The organism is Bacillota bacterium (genome assembly GCA_013314855.1).
Classification (GTDB): domain Bacteria; phylum Bacillota; class Clostridia; order Acetivibrionales; family DUMC01; genus Ch48.
This window is the reverse complement of sequence record JABUEW010000007.1, coordinates 28,892-47,022: the sequence shown is the minus strand read 5'-3', so window position 1 is coordinate 47,022 and position 18,131 is coordinate 28,892. Positions and strand designations below refer to the sequence as shown.

General features: G+C 36.7%; 15 protein-coding genes. 3 read left to right on the top strand and 12 right to left on the bottom strand.

The annotated features are described in order from the left end of the window. Positions 1-41 precede the first annotated feature (41 nt). The 12 genes from HPY74_02145 to HPY74_02090 form a co-directional block, all read right to left on the bottom strand. Positions 42-1,313 (bottom strand): helix-turn-helix domain-containing protein, encoded by a 1,272-nt coding sequence (locus HPY74_02145; protein ID NSW89477.1) that lies wholly within the window; start codon positions 1,311-1,313, stop codon positions 42-44. 361 nt (positions 1,314-1,674) lie between these two features. After that, positions 1,675-2,772, bottom strand: coding sequence for a phosphodiester glycosidase family protein (locus HPY74_02140; GenBank protein ID NSW89476.1), 1,098 nt, complete (start codon positions 2,770-2,772; stop codon positions 1,675-1,677). A 215-nt stretch (positions 2,773-2,987) separates the two neighbouring features. Next, the gene (locus HPY74_02135; GenBank protein ID NSW89475.1) at positions 2,988-3,371 is read right to left on the bottom strand and encodes a rod-binding protein; all 384 of its coding nucleotides are present in this window, start codon (positions 3,369-3,371) and stop codon (positions 2,988-2,990) included. A gap of 50 nt (positions 3,372-3,421) precedes the next feature. After that, the gene (locus tag HPY74_02130) at positions 3,422-4,228 is read right to left on the bottom strand and encodes a flagellar hook-basal body protein (protein ID NSW89474.1); all 807 of its coding nucleotides are present in this window, start codon (positions 4,226-4,228) and stop codon (positions 3,422-3,424) included. Between the two features lie 62 nt (positions 4,229-4,290). After that, entirely contained in the window at positions 4,291-5,070 is a 780-nt protein-coding gene (locus tag HPY74_02125) for a flagellar hook-basal body protein (protein NSW89473.1), read from the bottom strand. A gap of 159 nt (positions 5,071-5,229) precedes the next feature. Next, on the bottom strand, positions 5,230-6,351 hold the full coding sequence (locus tag HPY74_02120; protein NSW89472.1) for a hypothetical protein: 1,122 nt from the start codon (positions 6,349-6,351) through the stop codon (positions 5,230-5,232). 36 nt (positions 6,352-6,387) lie between these two features. Then, complete coding sequence (locus HPY74_02115; GenBank protein NSW89471.1) at positions 6,388-6,783, bottom strand: DUF1667 domain-containing protein; 396 nt, start codon at positions 6,781-6,783, stop codon at positions 6,388-6,390. A 52-nt stretch (positions 6,784-6,835) separates the two neighbouring features. Continuing rightward, complete coding sequence (locus HPY74_02110; protein NSW89470.1) at positions 6,836-7,627, bottom strand: HAD-IIA family hydrolase; 792 nt, start codon at positions 7,625-7,627, stop codon at positions 6,836-6,838. Further along, positions 7,627-8,820, bottom strand: a complete 1,194-nt coding sequence (locus tag HPY74_02105) for a sn-glycerol-1-phosphate dehydrogenase (GenBank protein ID NSW89469.1) — start codon at positions 8,818-8,820, stop codon at positions 7,627-7,629. The genes HPY74_02110 and HPY74_02105 overlap by 1 nt, the downstream gene beginning before the upstream one ends. 132 nt (positions 8,821-8,952) lie before the next feature. Beyond that, entirely contained in the window at positions 8,953-10,329 is a 1,377-nt protein-coding gene (locus HPY74_02100; GenBank protein NSW89468.1) for an FAD-dependent oxidoreductase, read from the bottom strand. A gap of 126 nt (positions 10,330-10,455) precedes the next feature. Further along, positions 10,456-11,979 (bottom strand): NAD(P)/FAD-dependent oxidoreductase, encoded by a 1,524-nt coding sequence (locus tag HPY74_02095; GenBank protein ID NSW89467.1) that lies wholly within the window; start codon positions 11,977-11,979, stop codon positions 10,456-10,458. Between the two features lie 269 nt (positions 11,980-12,248). After that, positions 12,249-14,111: a helix-turn-helix domain-containing protein gene (locus HPY74_02090; protein NSW89466.1), complete on the bottom strand. Its 1,863-nt coding sequence runs from the start codon at positions 14,109-14,111 to the stop codon at positions 12,249-12,251. 381 nt (positions 14,112-14,492) lie between these two features. Between HPY74_02090 and HPY74_02085 the strand changes: the two genes are divergently transcribed. The 3 genes from HPY74_02085 to HPY74_02075 all read left to right on the top strand — a co-directional run bounded on the left by HPY74_02085 (position 14,493) and on the right by HPY74_02075 (position 18,054). Then, positions 14,493-15,464: a sugar ABC transporter permease gene (locus HPY74_02085; protein NSW89465.1), complete on the top strand. Its 972-nt coding sequence runs from the start codon at positions 14,493-14,495 to the stop codon at positions 15,462-15,464. Between the two features lie 15 nt (positions 15,465-15,479). Next, complete coding sequence (locus HPY74_02080) at positions 15,480-16,370, top strand: carbohydrate ABC transporter permease (protein ID NSW89464.1); 891 nt, start codon at positions 15,480-15,482, stop codon at positions 16,368-16,370. 61 nt (positions 16,371-16,431) lie between these two features. After that, positions 16,432-18,054 (top strand): hypothetical protein, encoded by a 1,623-nt coding sequence (locus tag HPY74_02075; protein NSW89463.1) that lies wholly within the window; start codon positions 16,432-16,434, stop codon positions 18,052-18,054. Positions 18,055-18,131 lie beyond the last annotated feature (77 nt).

The following is an 18,131-nucleotide window of genomic DNA, read 5'->3' as shown; positions in this document are numbered from 1 at the left end:
ATATTCAAATTTCCTCTTTTTTTGAAATCAAAATGTTACCATCATTTGGAAATTTCTTTATACTGTCCCGGAGTTATCCCTGTATATTTTTTAAATACGCGCATGAACGTGCTCAAGGAACAAAAGCCGGCCTTTTTATAAGCATATGATATATCCTGTCCCTTAAGATATTGTTTTGCCAGTTCTACCCTTTTATAATTTACATAGTCCCAAAAATTGCTATTCGTTTCTTCTTTAAAAATTTTGCTTAAATACTTACTTGATTTGCCAAACTTATCTGCAACAGTTTCAAGATTGAGATTGTAGTCCGATATATTATCGTCAATAAAAGCAAGTATTTCATTAATAATTCTTTTGGTCTTATTCTCCCATTCGTATTTAACAATTTTACAGACGGAAGCAATTTTTTCTTTTATCTTGGAAAACGTAACCGTAATATTATTCTTCAATAACAGTTCCTCAATCGGTAAATCTTCTCCAATTTCAATATTTAAATCCCAGAGAGTCTTTATAACAGTATTATAAATATCAAAAATCAAGCTTTTAATCTTTTCCGGAGGCAGTTTCTTTTCTATAATGTTTTCCCTGTAAACTGAGTCCAGCAGTACCTCTATTGATTTTTCATCTCCTATTTTCAGATAATTTGAAAGCTGTACCGCCTGTTCCACAGAAAAATGGTACATATCCGTTATCTGTTCCAATTCATCAAATTCCGTTATGTCCTTTCCCTTTATTATACTGTAGTTTAAAGCCCTCTCCGCCTGCTCATACGCCTTTCCAATCTCTTGCATATTGTAAAATTGACAGCTTACGCCCATGGCAACGTCCATTAAGATAGTATCATTTAGATAATTCTTCAATTGCGTTAATATTTCTCTGGGTCCTTCATAAAAATTTTGCAAATACCCGGTATCTAAAATCAATGCTATCTTGTCATTTTCCATTTCAATAGCGTAGCCTGCATAATCCCTGTTTATACACCTTTCAATTAGTTCAGCACTTGCAATATTGAGAAATGAAATCCTTATCATATCTTCGCCACTTAAACCGGAAGACTTCTTTTTTCTTATATAAAGCAAAACTATGTTATAAGCTTTAAAGTCCAGGTTCAAATCTAGAAATTTTAATTTATCGGTTATATCCTCTAATGATTTAATTCTGCCTTTTATAAAGTTATTCAGAAAGTTGGAACGTAAAATAGGTAACTGGGTTTTTAAGTTTTCTTTCAAGACTGACAGTTCATACAGAGAAGATTCTATCAATTTTTCGATCATTTCATACTCATTAAAACCCGTGTTTTCCCAATTATCCATCGAGGATAATAATCGGCAGTATCAATATTAAGATATAAGAAATTAAAAAATTGTAAAAAGCATTATTGGATTTTAGAAAGCGAGCCATTAAACCACCCCTTTTTAACACTTTTCACAAAAAACACCCTTTGATAAAAAGTATATCACACACCAGAATTATTTACAATGTCTGAGGCCTCGCCGAACTCCTGAAGCTTCCTCTCACGTTCTTGCTGCTTTCTTAGCAGCTTTTCCTTACGTTTACTCATCCGGCTCCACCACCTTATACGGCTTTTCTCCCTTAAGACAAGCCCTGAAATCTTCCTGCAGCGGATACACATAGATCGCTTTGACGGGCTAATATTATACTTCCTCCCGAATATCATTCATCATATTCCACAATTATACCGCCGGCCAGAGGCCTTTCAGTACCTTTAAAAGAAGTCCTATTTACTATTTTACCATTAATAATCATTTCGGTAGATGCTCCCCCATCCAGCATGGCAGCATATTTGACACCATATTCCAGAAGAAATTCTCCAAGCTCCTGGCCGGTAAACCCATAACTATACCCCGGCTGCCTTCCGTCCACGGTAAAAAGAACCACTTCCCCGCTTTCCTTTATGCCTATGGCGGTCCTGGGGTCCCTATTTGTAAGCACCCCTATCCACGGGTCACGCTCGCCAATCACAATTTCACCATCTTTAATTATCCAGCTTCCGCATTCATAGGCCTGCCCGTCTGTTCCCAGAAACGGCTGGTATGAAAATTCAACCCTTTCACCTATTGTAAAAGGTATGTTATCGTAAATTGTACTCCTTTCAGGCTTTATATAGGCAAGCAGCATTCCATTCTTTGGAATTTCGGTCTCGCCGCTGTCTTTAATAATTCTTGTAATTACATTATCTTCTATCACTATAGTAATATTGGGTTTATTTATTCCATCAGGAGTTTTATTAGTGGTCCCATACTTTCTGGTAAATATAATCCATTCCCCTGCTTTTCCCCAGGCATTAATACCATCCAATTCCAGGACGGTTTTATCGGATTTCATCCATAGCTTCGTTTCTATCTCCTTTAATTCCACTTTTCCATTGCTGATAATAAAGACAGGATACTTGCCTGTTGATGCAGTAATAATCTCACCATCAATTACCACCATACCCGAAGGATCCCCATATTCATAAAAAAATCCTCCATTTACGGCAGCATAGGCTTTATGCCTTTCCACCATTTCACTTAAAAGCTCAAAGCCGTAAAGGCTGTTATGAGATAATACAGGTTTGATTTTTACTTTGTCCGAGGCAGGATGTATTTCAAGAATATTGATTACCTGCTCCAGCCCGTTTACTTTTGTTTCTATGATTTTATGCACAACCGGTTCTACTGGCCTTTCCTGGGATTTGTTTCCCCGGTTATTTGCAGAATTATTCCCAATTCCGTCATCTATCCCTATTCTGCTTTTATTATTTTCATACAAAAATTTTACCACCACAAATAAAAAAAAGCACATAAACACACACCCGGTAATTAAAGCAATTACCTTCGTTCTTTGTGCCTGTGGCTTCTTTAAAAGATTCTTTATTCTTTTAACTCCATTTTCAATTTTCTTTGTAATCAACACTTTATTTATAATAGCTACTTCCCTGCTCTTTATTGTAATACCTATCTTTACTGTAATACCTATTTTATGTGTTATTCGTTCTCAATTTTATATGTATTATACATTTTTTTATAAAGCTGTTTATACATCATGTCTGCCAATCCAACGCCGTTTGCTTTTGATGCTTCTTTCATCAAAGATTCATCAAGCATGGAATCAAAAATTTCTGTCGAGATGTTTTCAGAAAACAACCCTGATTTCGGCACTGTTGCTTTCATCTGCCTGTACATCATCTGTAAAAAAAGCTCTTCAAATTGCTGGCATGTCTCCTTTAAAGCTTTTTCGTCCTTGTTTTCCATGGCACGCTTTAGCTTTTCCTCAAAGCCTTGCTCTTCGGGAACAACAGCATTAATCGTATTTTTTTGAGAATTATTTGCGCTATTGGTTTGCGGCAATCTCAATTCAACATTATACATATCTAATACATTCATAATAACTTTACCCCTCTTTTTCTACCCCAACAAAGCTATCTCTTCAAATTATTCGCCATTCCAATCATTTCATCAGAAGACTGTATTGCTTTTGAATTTAACTCATACGCCCTCTGGGCAACAATCAACTTTACCATTTCTTCCACTACCTGGACATTTGATGTTTCTAAGTACCTTTGCATTAATACGCTTTTATTTACCAGTTCCTCGTTGGGAATAGGTTCTCCTGAAGCGGATGTTGCTGCATAAAAATTTTTTCCAATACTCTCAAGGCCGTTCCTGTTGTCAAAACCGACAATCCCTATTCTCTGCCCAAGGGGTATGGTTATTCCCTCCTCGTCAGTGTAACTTAAATTTCCGTCTTCTGAGACATTCAATTTTGATAAATCCAAATCATAGTCGAATATTATCTCTGTCCCGAACTCATCCAGCACGGGATAGCCGTCGGAAGTTGTAAGCATTTTCCCCATATCGGTTACACTTATTTTGAAGCTACCGTCCCTGGTATATAAAATCTCGTCTCTTGGGCCCAGTACCATAAAAAATCCTTCTCCATTTATTGCAAAATCAAAGGGATTATCTGTTTTTTCAAAACTTCCTGATTGAAAATTCTTAACTGTAGCAGATACTATAGTTCCATGCCCTACTTGAAGGTTTACAGGTACCCCTCTGTCTTCAAGGACATGTGCCCTGCTTAAAGTTTCATAAAGCAAATCCTTAAATTCCACCCTTTCTTTTTTGTATGCCGTTGTATTAACATTAGCAAGATTATTTGATATTACATCCACGTTAAATTGTTGGGCAATCATTCCTGAGCCTGCAGTCCAAAGAGCCCTCATCATAAAAGAAACATCCTCCTTTAAAATACTAAAATATAGGTTTTATTAGGTCTTATTGGTTTACTTCACCTTACAACGCCTACTTCGTTAACTGCTTTTTCCAGGGTACTGTCCTGGATCTGCAGTATTTTTTGGTTTGCTTCATAGGCACGCAAAACAGTCACCATATCCACCATTTCCCTGATAACATTTACATTTGATTGTTCCAAAAACTCCTGAAGAACTCTGCCGTTAAAGGGCTGTTCTTCTGTTTGCTCTGTCCTTCCCACCAAATTCGAACCAATCTTGCGTAATGTCGATGTATTCGCAAAACTCCTGATTAACAGCCTGTCTATCACTGCACCATCCTGAATAATTGTCCCATCCTCCTCAACAATAAATTCCCTGTCTTGCAGGCGGAGAGGCCCATTTTGTCCCATAACCAGGTATCCGTCTTTCGTAGCGAGAAAATTTTGAGAATTTATTGTGAAAGCGCCATCTCTTGTATAGAGCTCCCTTATAGTACCGTCAGGTGCTGCAACACCTATGGTAAAGAAAGCATTACCGGTGTCAGATATAGCAAGGTCAAGCCTGTTGCCAGTTTTGTTCAATTGTCCCTGGCGGTAATAAGTAAAGATTTCTCCCACATCGCTGCTTATTTCCATTGTACCCAGCATGCCTGAAGGATTTGCAATGCTTCTGTAATCATTTACACGTTTGGCAAGTAATTCCGGAAAACTTTCAAATATAACAGAATCCTTTTTGAAGCCGTTTGTGTTAATATTTGAAAGATTATTCGCTATTACATCCATTTTTCTGCTATTGGCCATCATACTCCAGCCTGAGGCATACAACCCACGTATCATAAAATCCTCCCGGTTTTATTTTATTTTTCAATCGTCCTCATTCTCTTTGTCCTGTTATTTTTCATTTGCATTTCATTCCACTTAACTTACTGTCCGTTTACTGTTTACATTTACTATATCGGCAGGATTATAAAATAATTTACTTCAAGTTAAAAAAATTTAAAAAGCCATTCTTGCCCATCCTTTATTTTCCGGGCTCCTAGGCTCTAATCCCAGCATTTTCCTGGCAGTATCAACATAATACCTGTAGTTTTCCAGGGGCGTCCCATTAGGAATACGGTGGTCTATACCGAAAACCATACCTCCCTGCTGCATAATTGGCTGAAGCTTGTATTCCAATTCCCTAAGTATCTCTTCCTTTGAACCCCTTAATACAAATTTGTCAATTCCACCCTTAAAAGCAAGGCGTTTTCCGTATTTTTCCCTTAATTCAACTATATCCATTCCGCCATTTGGTTCCATCGGGTACATTATATTAACGCCACATTCCAGGAAAGCATCAATTAAAGGATTTATATTGCCGTCACTATCCAGGCTGAATAGTTTTGTGCCCCTGGAAGACAATAAATCCCATACTTTTCTATAGTAGGGCAAAATAAACTCCTTAACCTGTCCCGGTCCTATCAAAGGCCCCGACTTTCCCGCCAAGTCTTCATGCACGGATAAATTATCAATCACCAATTCCCTGCTTATTTTGTCCAATACCCTGAAGGCAGTTTCTCCTATAGTTTCAAGGATATCATGCATAAGCTCAGGCTTTTCATAATAACAAATACAGCATTCCTCTTCTCCCATCAATTGCCTTGGAGTATCAAAACCTCCAGGTATCCAGGCAATAACCAATGCCCCTTCTTTTTGTGCTTTCTTTGCTTTCTCAACTTCATTCCAGTTTATACGGGCATCGCTATACTCATAAAGGTGCTTTATTCTAAGCCAGCTGTCCATATCCTTTACAGGGTAATCGAGAGGTAAAGGTATAGTGGCGGTTCCTTTACATAATTTCATTGTCCTTCCAAGAACATCGGTTTCAATGGTATATTCCTCTGTTTCTTCAATGATTTTGGGCTCCATGCCTCCCATTATGCCTGTATTTCCTCCACAGTCTACCAGGGGAACATAGTCAAAGTCAAAGGCAACCAAATCAATTTCTTCCTGGGTAGCTCCCTGTGCCCTCCATTCATCTTCAAGCCCTATAAGAGGCCCGAAAAGTTCAACGAACATTTGCCTGTCAACCTTTTCAAAAGTCATTAAACCTATATATTCTTCCCTTGTCCACTTCATTGGGGTAGTCCCTCCTCAACTGGTAAATAACTTGTTTTATGAACTGCTTTTTACAGCAACTATATTCACGCCGGTACCAAGTATGTTTTCCACAACTACGTCTCCTAAAGCTACCGGCGCCTCAAGTCTAACAGCATTTATCACTTTCATGCATTCAAAAAGCAAATCCTTGGGTAAAGGTTTCTCCGATTTTACCGGCAAAACAGGCAATCTTCCGCCTTTTATCCTTACAGTGGTGGTCAAAACCCTTTTCGGATTTGTACCTTCAGCCCAGCCATAATCCATACCTTTTTTACAAGTGTAGCCCGATACTTCAATAACCTTTCCATCCTTATAGGATATTTCGAGGTTACACCCCACAGGACACACTATGCAAGTAATGTTCTTTTTTACCAATTTAGTCTCTCCTTTTACCGAATTATATTTTGCCATAATAAATATTCATCACCTTTATTATTACTTCTTTATCCTTGATATTTGCCATTCATAAAACTTGTGCCACACATCCCAGGGACGGGAAGATGAAATCCGGCTTAATATCTGATTGAGCAATATCTTCCAGTTTCGTTTCGCCGGTAAGTACAAGGATACTTGTTACTCCGTTATTATAACCTGTTGCTATATCCGTATATAATCTGTCGCCGATAATAACTATTTCATTCTTTTTGTAGCCTGATATTCTCTCTATCATATCAACAGTTTCTTTAAAAGGTTTCCCAAGGTACCTGGGTTTAACCCCTGTCGAAGCAGTAACCATGGCACATATGGAGCCGCAGTCCGGAATAAACCCATGTTCTGTGGGACAATTTAAATCCATATGTGTTGCAATAAAGGTTGCCCCTTTCCTGATAAAGGTACAGGCTTTTGATAACTTTTCATAGGTAAGGGTCAAATCAAAGCTTACTACTACCGCATCCGCATCTTCCTGTACCAGGTCTATCCCTGCCTTCCTGAAACTGTCTTCCAGTAGAGGGGTACCTACAAGATATACTTTTTTGCCGGGATAATTTTCAATGAGGTATTCAATAGTTACATCTCCTGCCGTAACAATGTTTTTTCCATTAACCTTGCACCCCATCTTCAAAAGCTTATTTTTATAATATTCAGAAGTTTTAGAAGCGTTGTTGGTAAAAAACATAAATTCCTTCCCTGTTTCCTTTACTTTTTCTATAAAGTCTAAGGAACCTTCCAGAATCTTGTCTCCCAGGTAGAAAGTGCCGTCCATATCAAGCACAAAAAGTTTTTTATCCCTGAAGGTCAAATTTTTTGTGCCCATTAGTTGCACCCTCCATAAAACTTTTGTGTTAAAATCTCTGAAAACTCCTCTAATAGCCCCATCTGGCCTGCCAGGTGTGAAACAGTGAATTTAGGCCTATTATCTTTTGAATGAAGAACACTCCTCCTGAAAAGGTCCCTGCTTATACCTAAATCTCGGGGATTATCCCATGCTCCCAGGCGCTTAAGTAAACTCCTTACTTCCTTAGGGTCCGGAGGATTAACTTTTACAGGAATTCTGTCGCCTATAAGCTTATAAATTTCTGATGCGACAACTGTTCCTACACCGACAGAGTTACCATGGAGAGGATGTTCTTCTCCCCTTGAAATAGCATCCTCATCCCAGTAATGGGCAAAGTGGTGCTCGGCTCCCGAAGCCGGTCTTGAGTTTCCAAACATGCCCATTGTTACGCCGGCCAATATCAGGGCTTCCATGAGGTATTTAATTGCTTTTTCTTCCCGGTTTTTTATTCCATCAACATTATTGATACATTTTTCAAGAGCATTTCTTACAAAAGCTGCACAGATATCACAATACTTTTCCCCGTTTAATTTCCTGGAAAGATCCCAGTCAGTAAGGGCTATAAGCTTTCCAAGTATGTCGCCGAAGCCTGCATAAAGCATTTCCATAGGAGCCTCTTTCAAGATGTCAAGATCACCTATGATTGCATACGGATATACTCCTCCCAAAGTAGCTTTAATTCCATCAACTATGGTTGGTGTAACCACTGATGCATAGCCGTCCATGGAAGGAGCTGTACCAACAATAATATAAGGTATGTCCATCTTATAACTCAAATACCTGCACATATCATTTATTACTCCTGACCCAACAGCAACTATGAGGGTCGTATCCTTCTCCACTTCTATAAGAAGCCGTCCAAGCGTCTGTTCTCCGGGCACAAGCTGATGAGGGGTATTAAAAACAAAGGTTTTCAGTTTAAACCCTTTTTCTTCTAAAAGATGTTCAACCTTCTCCCCACATACACGGTATGTATTATTATCAGCTACCAGGAATACTTTTCCCTCCTTGAAACCGTCAGCAACAGCCGGAACTGTATTTACAGCACCTTTTTCAATGATTATTTTCTCAATATCTACCGAATGCTCCCTTTTGCATGTGTCACAATAAAATGACATGCCGGCCATGTCTGAAATATCAGTATTTAATAGGTTTTCTATGTTTTTATCCAATTACCTTGCACCTCCATTTTTAGTAACCCTGCTCATTATCCCTAAGCATCCTTAAGCATCCTTGTGTCTTCTTATTTCACTTTTATATTCTTGTTTTTAAATTCTCTCATTTTTCTTCTAATGCTATTATAACTAAATGTCTTCTAATTGTACAATAATTTTGTGGCCATCCCTTATCTTTTCCAGGAGTTGCTTTGTAAGCTTTATGCTTTCCATCTCCCCAGGTGCAACCCTAACCTTTTTAACGGAATATATTTTTTCACCTCCGCTTATTAAAGAAATCCTGACATTTCTGTATACATCCCTTACCCTAAATAGTATTTCCGAATTTTCTTCCACATACTCTTTTCTGATTATTTGAGGAACAACATACCTTATCCCTTCACCTGCAACTGTTGTAATGGTAGATTTTTCATCCGGAAGGCGGATACCGGGCTGTATACCTTCATATTTACCGGACAAAATAAACTTAGCTGCGCTTCTTCCTGCCCGCATGGCCTCTTCCGTTACCCGGTCAACCAGGTCGTGAACGTGCACTACATTGCCACAGGCAAATATCCCTCCAATGGATGTCTCCATTGATTCATTTACAACAGGCCCTGAAGTAACAGGGTCTATCACGACCCCCGCTTCCATCGACAACTCATTTTCCGGTATAAGTCCTACTGAAAGAAGCAAAGTATCGCATTCCACATACTCATATGTATTAGGTATTGGCTTTCGGTTATTATCTACCTGTGCAATTGTAACACCCTCCACCCTCTTTTTGCCATGTATTTCAACAACAGTACAGTTAAGCTTTAGAGGTATATTATAATCATCCAAGCATTGAACAATGTTCCTGGTTAATCCTCCCGGGTAAGGCATTAATTCGCACACCATTTTTACTGATGCGCCTTCAAGAGTCATACGCCTTGCCATTATAAGGCCGATATCTCCTGAACCCAGAATAACAACTTTTTTGCCGGGAAGATAGCCTTCCATATTGACAAACCGCTGGGCGGTACCGGCTGTATATATTCCCGCAGGTCTCGTCCCCGGAATGTTAAGGGCACCCCTGGTCCTTTCCCTGCACCCCATGGCCAACACTAATGCCTTCGCTTTTAGTTTTATAAGCCCTTCACTTTTGTTAACAGCAGTAATGGTTTTATTCCCGGTAATATCAATGACCATAGTATCAAGTTTAAAACCAATACCCAAATCTTTCACCTGCTTAATAAACCTTTCTGCATACTCAGGGCCTGTAAGCTCTTCACCAAAAATTTTAAGTCCAAACCCGGTGTGTATGCACTGTTGGAGTATACCCCCAAGCTCAACTTCCCTTTCAAGGATTAATATGTTTTCCACACCGCATTTTCGTGCTTCAACAGCCGCAGCCAATCCGGCCGGTCCCCCTCCTATTACTATTAGGTCTACTTCCCTGGCAGCTTCCGTTGCCTGGTTTTTTGCCTGGACTTTCTGTGTTCGTCGCGCTTTCCGTATTCCCTGGACTTTCTGTATTCCTTGCATTTTCCCTATATCATGCGTTTCCTGTGTTTCTTGCACTTTCTGCATATCCCATATTTTTAGTGTTTCCTGCATCAAACCGTCCCCTTTCCATCTTTCTTTTAATATGTATAGCATGTAACCTTTAATTCATTTTGTCCTGCCTGCCAGCATCCACGAGTTTCCACCCGACTTTGTTATTTTATCGATGGGTACATCAAGCTCCTGGGATAATATCTCCATAACCCTCGGCGTACAGAATCCCCCCTGGCACCTTCCCATACCGGCCCTGGTCCTTCTTTTTATCCCGTCCAGGGTCCTTGCACCTGCAGGTCTCCTTATAGAATCAATTATTTCTGCAGCGCTGACCTTTTCACACCTGCACACAATACGCCCATATAAAGGGTTTTCCTTTATCAAACCTGCCAGCTCATATTCTTCCATATTTCTAAATCTCTTAACAGGGCGCCTTAGAGGATTAAAACCAGGTCTCGGAATAAGTTTTAATCCCGTATTCCTTAGAATTTCCTCAACAACATATTCTGCTATGGCAGGGGCTGCAGTAAGGCCGGGTGATTCTATACCTGCAACATTTATAAAACCTTTTGCCACTCTTGATTCTCCGATTATAAAATCCCCTGTGGACGGTATGGCTCGAAGGCCGGCAAAGGACGTTATGATATTCCTTTTATCTATACCCGGTACAGACTTAAAGGCACCCCGCAACACTTGATCCAATCCTTCCCTGGTTGTCGATAAATCATTTTTATTATTTATATCAACGGCGTTTGGTCCAATCAGCAAATTGCCGTCTACTGTTGGTGTAACCAGTATTCCTTTCCCCATTTTTGTAGGTGTCTGAAATATTACCGAATTTACTATTCTGCCCTGCCTCTTGTCAAAAAGTATATACTCTCCCTTCCTGGAATTTACCGTGAAAGAAGTATCTCCAACCATTGCAGCTACCGTATCTGCATACAGACCGGCACAATTTACTACATACCTTGCCTTAAACTCACCTTGGTTTGTGGCTATACTGTACAATGGACGGTCATTATCATACAATAATCTGTCCCCATCAAACAATGGCCTGTTATTGCAGTACAATGTCTTATCCTCACCACAAAATGATATACCCTCAACCTTTATGTTTTTAACCTCACACTCCAATACAATATCAACTCCATTTTCAACAGCATTTTCTGCGGCACTTATAGTAAGCTCATAAGGACATATAATGCCTGCACTGGGAGCATATAAAGCGCCTATTGTTTCTTCTGAAACATTTGGCTCCTTTTCCCGTACCTGGGAAGCTGTAAGTATTTCCATACCCTGTACACCATTTGTTAATCCCCTTTCATACAGAGTTTTTATCTTTATCATATCGTCTTGGTTAAAGGCAAGGACCAAGGAACCTATCCTCTTGAAGGGAACATCCAACTCTCTAGCAACCTGATCCATCATTTTATTGCCCCGAACATTAAACTTGGCTTTAAGGCTACCCGGTTCTGCATCATAACCTGCATGGATAATTCCGCTGTTTGCCGAACTTGTGCCCGACGCCACGTCCGAGTGTTTTTCCAACAAGCATATTTTCAATTTATACCTAGAGAGCTGCCTTGCCGTATGGCAACCTATTACCCCGGCGCCAATAACTACAACATCATAAACCATTCTTTTAATCCCCCTTGTTAATTCCCTCACAAATTAATGAAGCTCAACAGCATCTTCAATGGATGCTACCGGCAATTTGCAAAGTGCTAGAAAACCTCTAATATTAAAACCTCTAATATTAACACTTTACAAATAAAAAAGCCACATCAAATATAAGCTCCCTTTGGGAACCATATTTAATGTGACTCCATTTCTCCACTTGAACATAAATATTAAAACTATTAATTTTAATTATAAATTACTTATTTTTATTATAACACAGACTACACTTAAAGTAAATTTCTTTTTCTGAACTTTGCAGGGGTTATTCCAAAATTCTCTTTAAAAAGTGAAATAAAATAAGTAGTGTTAAAATATCCAAGCCTTTTTGCTATATCGTCTACTGTTGTTTTTCTATCTGCCAATAATAATTCCTTTGCCTTGTGAAGTTTTTTCTGTATAAGAAATTCAGAAAAGTTTACCCCTGTACCCACCTTGAAAATTTTACTTAAGTAATTGGGGCTGATTTTAAACTCTTTTGCAACACTATTTAAAGTCAACTGGCTTTCAATATTTCCAGATATAAAAGTTACTATTTTATTTATAAATTCAGTGTCTATCGAGCTATTCCGAATACTTACACTTTCTTCATACACATCAATTAGCTGTAAAATCCATTGCTGGCATTCATCAAGAGAAGTTATTTCATTAAAACTTGAAAATATGCTGTTTCTGTCTATGTGTGCATCTATATCCTGTTCTTTTATAATTTTACAAAACAGCCCGATTAATTGAATAATTATACTCTGCACATGGTCATAAGTATAGTTTTCAGTTCTGATTAATGTAAATATTTTGACTACCTCTTCCTTAGCAGCCGATATTTTACATGACTTTAAAAGTGTTGCAATATTATCCAATAGCGAGAAATCAAAAATTTTGCTATCTTTTTCAAGATTATCTATTATGTCTTGGATAAAGACATTTCCATAATTGTATATAAAGCTATAGTTTAATAAAGCTTCGCTACGTTCAAAGAGATTTCTCAAATTAAAGATGTTATCTGTTTTTTCACTCAGTGCTATATTGCAATTCATACCTGTATGCATTCTTATCATTTGAAGAAGTGTTGGTAAATTACCCCTAATATAATTATAATTGTCAAAATTTATAACAGTAACTATCCGCTTTGGATTGGCTGAGACACTTAAATGTTTGCAGTTTCTGCAAAAAATGTCACTTATAATCTCAATTGTTTTGTAAAGCTCATATTCACGCTGTTCAGGTGACAACAGGTTAAGACTTCGGCCATCCATCTCTGTGATTATTATGCAAAAGCTGTCGTAAGGCATCCCATCATTAACCACTTTAAGTCGTTCGTTTAATTCATTAATTCCGGATATGCTACCATTAATTATATCCATAGCTATTTTATACCTTATAATTCCCTGGTTGCTTCGAATAGTTTCTTCCATCTCATTAACTCTTTCTGAAAGATTTTTGATAACCCTGTCTATAACCACTCCAAGAACATTACTTTCGGATGCAAGTAGAGGTACTGAGACCACAAACGATATTATTGGTTGTTCCCCCCAAAAATCTCTATTTTCGATGGGACTTATCCATCTGTTTCTTGCAGAGGATAGCATCATCTCCTCAATAAGCTTAAAATTCACATACTGGCGTTTAGTATCCTCCGAGGCCGAAACAGAAATACATATACCCTCTTTTGACGATACCAAAGTGTTGTCAGTTTTACGGTATACATAAATTGACTCGATAATATTATTGTTTGTTGCAATAAGCCATAAATCACGATATAGTCTGTTTAATACTTCCAGATTATTTGGTTGATTATCTGAAAAAAAATCAAAAACATTCTTGTCACTACAAATATCTACAAATTTTCTATTTATTAAAGAATAAACACTTTCTCGCAGCATAGTATCGGAATAAACCCTAATCTGAGTCAAAAGTCTCAGGTTGGAAACCTTTGCCTCATTTGATAGCGCATTATTAAAATAACTTATTAATATGAATGAAGAAGTCGTAATTATAGAAAGGGTAAATACAGAATAAAATAAAAGCATTTTTCTATAATGACTTTTCTTTAAACCTATGCTTAAAAACTTTAGAAAAATTCGCTTTAACATATATTTCCCTCTCTTAAACTTTATACTTTAATAAAATTATACCACTATTACAATTTCCGTGTAAACTAATAAAATTTTGTACTGACTTTTCAAAATAAATATTAATATTAATCTCTTTTAAGAGTAATATCACCTTAACTTCCTTCTTTTTATTGAAATATTAATTTTTTATATAAAATAATAAAAAAACAATATTTTTACAGTGTAAAATTATGTCAAATCATAACTTTGTATATATAATGTTATTAATTTGTGTATTGAAAAACAAAGCATCAAATGCTAGATTGTTATTGAAGGTTTATGTTAAATAAAGGTTTCTTTATTTTTAACTGAAGTTGAGAAGTTGCAACACTTATATTAATAAAGAAGGAGTTTTAGCCAATGGACACTTTTAATAACATAAAAAGAAATATAATAATAAATAAAAAACTTGGTCTATTCAATTTTAATAAAGATCTATTTAAAAAATATTATAGGTATAGATATTTCTTATTAATGTTATTACCTGGTTTAATTCATTATATTATATTTAAATACGGTCCTATTTATGGTGTAATCATTGCTTTCAAAGATTACAGACTTGTAGATGGTATTTTAGCAAGTCCTTGGGTAGGGCTTAAACATTTTAAAATAATGTTTGGTACTTCTGATGTGTGGCAAGTTTTTAAAAATACATTAATTATTAGCACTTATAAATTAATATTTGGATTTCCTGCACCTATTATACTTGCCCTCCTTATTAATGAGGTCCAGAATATTCACTTTAAAAAAACCATACAAACAATTTCATACATGCCTCATTTTTTATCATGGGTAGTATTAAGCGGGTTATTAATTAACTTCCTTTCTCCCTCAACTGGACCAATAAATAATTTATTGAGAGCTTTGGGTAGGCAGCCTATTTTCTTTGTTGCAGATCCCAGGTATTTTCGTGCAGTACTTGTTATTTCTTCTATATGGAAAGAAGTTGGGTGGGGTACTATAGTTTATCTTGCTTCTATATCAAATGTAGATATTCAACTATATGAATCTGCTGTTTTAGATGGAGCAAGTAAATTTAAGCAAGCTATTTATATTACTTTACCATCTATAGCACCAGTAATTGTAATTATGCTAATATTTGCAGTAGGTGGAATAGTAAATGACGACTTTGATCAGATATTTAATTTATATTCCCCTGTTGTATACCGTGTAGCAGATGTGTTTTCTACTTACGTATACCGGATGGGACTTGAAAACGCTTTATATAGTTTTTCAACAGCTGCTGGCCTTTTTAAAAATGTAATTGCTTTTATTTTAATTATAATAACAAATTATATAGCAAGAAAATTAAGTGAGTATTCGTTGTGGTAAGGAGGCAGTACTAAGATGAAAATTCGCTATTCGAAGGCTGAATATACCTTTAAAGTTATTAACTATATATTCCTTACGTTACTAGGAATTAGTATACTTCTTCCATTTTGGGAAATAATCAAAGTCTCTTTTAGCCATCCACTGGAAGTAGGTAGAATAGGATATAGACTTTGGCCTAGAGAAACTTCTTTGGACGGTTATATTCATGTTTTAAACAATGAGTACCTATGGCTAGGATATAAAAATACAATAATAAGAATTATAGTTGGAGTAAGTATCTATCTAATACTTATTGTTTTGACATCTTACCCACTTTCCAAAAAAAATCTTCCTCATAGAAACTTTTTTACTGTAATTTTTGTATTTACTATGTTCTTTAGTGGAGGTCTAATACCTGAATATCTACTTATTTCTCAAACTTTACGTCTTTCGAACACAATCTGGGCACTTACAATCCCAGGTGCTATAAGTACCTATACTGTTCTTATAGTAAGAAACTATTTTATGTCACTTCCGGCTGAGCTTGAAGAATCTGCTAAATTAGATGGTGCAAGCGACTTTCTAGTATTATTACGTATAATAATTCCTCTTTCTATGCCAATTCTTGCTACAATAACATTGTGGGCAATAGTTGGGCACTGGAATGCGTGGTTTGATTGTATTATATATATAAGGAATACAAAAAAATATGTCCTGCAAGCAATATTAAGAAGAATAATCATTGACTCAATGGGAGAATTCTATGGAAGTGGCACGGAACGGGATTATGCTTTATCGAGGAATATTAATGTCGAAGTAATAAAGGCTTGTACTTTAATTATTGCAACACTTCCTATTATGATGATATATCCTTTCTTACAAAAATATTTTATAAAAGGAATACTTATAGGTTCATTAAAAGGGTAACAAGGCATATCGCCTTGATATAGTAAAACAAATAATAAAAAATTTAAATGGAGGGATGTGTATGAAAACTTTAAGCAAACTTATTGCATTAATGCTTATATCTGCTTTGATTGTAAGCATTTTTGCAGGATGTGTTGTCAAAACTGAAACGACAACTCCAAAAGAGACTACTTCAGGAACAACCAAGCCAGCTGAAGAAAAACCGATAACTATTTCTATAAAATATCAAGCTGGCAGTGTACCAGTAGATCCAAACTCACCAGTGATTAAATTGATCAATGAAAAATTTAACGTAAAAATTGAACCTATTCACATGGACAGAACCAACGAAACTGAGCTTTTGAACTTAAGGATTGCATCTGGCGATATCCCGGACGTAATGAGCTTGACTAGCGGAAACTTGCCTGTATTTCGGGACCAAGGTGTGCTTGCAAAAATACCTTTAGAAAAAGTTAAGCAATTAATGCCAACTTTCTATCAAGTAACAACAAAAAATGCAGGCGGAGAACATGTATGGAAAATTTACAGGTACAAAGAAGGTTCTGATGATCTTTGTGCTCTTCCTGCTCTCGAAATCTCGGCAAAATACCATATGGTACCAATTTGGAGAGACGATTGGCTTAATAACGTAGGAATTACTAAAATTCCGGAGACAATAGAGGAAGCAGAAGAAGCATGGTACAGATTTGTAAAAAATGATCCTGATCAAAATGGTAAAGCAGATACTTTTGCAATGTCTCAAAGAGGCATGTGGGCAGTATATGGTGCTTATGGCGGTACTCCTCCGGATGTATTCACATTTTGGAAAAAAGCAGATAATGGTGATCTCCAGTTATATGCTGTAAATCCTTTAGCCAAACAAGCTGTTGAAAAACTTAGAAAATATTATAAAGATGGGTTAATAGATCCTGAGTTTATTACTGGTGAAAACAAAGGCCAATACTACTATAATTCACCTCCATTCTGGAATGGTATAATTGGTTTTACCGTAGGTGGCCAGTGGTACCACTTTAATCCTCCACTTTTTGATGGTGATCTGGGTTCTGGCAATTACCAAAACTTTAAGCAATTACAGGGTGAAAAAGCAACTTATGCAGAAGGCAAACCTCTTAAAGGGCCAGGTGGAATGGGTATTGTTAAATGGCAACTTATTAGTGGTTATGGACTTGGCTTAGGAAAACAAGTAGCAAACGATCCAAAGAAGATGGAAAAGATTATGGAAATATACGAAGCATACCATAAAGATGAAGAAGTTTATTTGCTTGTACATGGCGGCATAAAAGGTGAAACCTATTATCTAGATAATGGGCTAATAAAATACCCTGAAAGCCTTACAAAAGATCAAGAAAAATTCGGATCATTGGGATTAGGTATGATAGGCTTTTTATCAAACAATTTTGACATGCGCAACAAGTTTGGTCAAAGAAAAGAAGTAATAGAGTATACAAACAGGGTTGCAAATTATACTTCAAATTGGGAAAATCCGATTGTTGCTGGTGCATTACCATCTTCAGGCCAATACTCAGCGCCAATTTCAAAGAAAATTCAAGAGGCTTATCAGTTATTCATAACAGGACAAAAGAGCATGGAAGAATGGGATGCTTTTGTAAACGATCTGTATAAGTCAGGATTGGACGTGCTTACAGAAGAAGCAAACAAGTGGTACAACGAATACTATAAATAAAAAAAAGCATGTAATTTTTCCTGTAAATTTCAATATTAAATGTTAATTGAGTTATAAAAAACTATAGTTCGATATTT

Coding starts and splice junctions, on each gene's coding strand:
- HPY74_02125 (NSW89473.1), bottom strand. CDS start 5,070: ATGATACGTGGGTTGTATGCCTCAGGCTGGAGTATGATGGCCAATAGC.
- HPY74_02100 (NSW89468.1), bottom strand. CDS start 10,329: ATGCAAGGAATACAGAAAGTCCAGGGAATACGGAAAGCGCGACGAACA.
- HPY74_02075 (NSW89463.1), top strand. CDS start 16,432: ATGAAAACTTTAAGCAAACTTATTGCATTAATGCTTATATCTGCTTTG.
- HPY74_02135 (NSW89475.1), bottom strand. CDS start 3,371: ATGTATAATGTTGAATTGAGATTGCCGCAAACCAATAGCGCAAATAAT.
- HPY74_02110 (NSW89470.1), bottom strand. CDS start 7,627: ATGGGCACAAAAAATTTGACCTTCAGGGATAAAAAACTTTTTGTGCTT.
- HPY74_02090 (NSW89466.1), bottom strand. CDS start 14,111: ATGTTAAAGCGAATTTTTCTAAAGTTTTTAAGCATAGGTTTAAAGAAA.
- HPY74_02080 (NSW89464.1), top strand. CDS start 15,480: ATGAAAATTCGCTATTCGAAGGCTGAATATACCTTTAAAGTTATTAAC.
- HPY74_02085 (NSW89465.1), top strand. CDS start 14,493: ATGGACACTTTTAATAACATAAAAAGAAATATAATAATAAATAAAAAA.
- HPY74_02115 (NSW89471.1), bottom strand. CDS start 6,783: ATGGCAAAATATAATTCGGTAAAAGGAGAGACTAAATTGGTAAAAAAG.
- HPY74_02120 (NSW89472.1), bottom strand. CDS start 6,351: ATGAAGTGGACAAGGGAAGAATATATAGGTTTAATGACTTTTGAAAAG.
- HPY74_02095 (NSW89467.1), bottom strand. CDS start 11,979: ATGGTTTATGATGTTGTAGTTATTGGCGCCGGGGTAATAGGTTGCCAT.
- HPY74_02145 (NSW89477.1), bottom strand. CDS start 1,313: ATGGATAATTGGGAAAACACGGGTTTTAATGAGTATGAAATGATCGAA.
- HPY74_02130 (NSW89474.1), bottom strand. CDS start 4,228: ATGATGAGGGCTCTTTGGACTGCAGGCTCAGGAATGATTGCCCAACAA.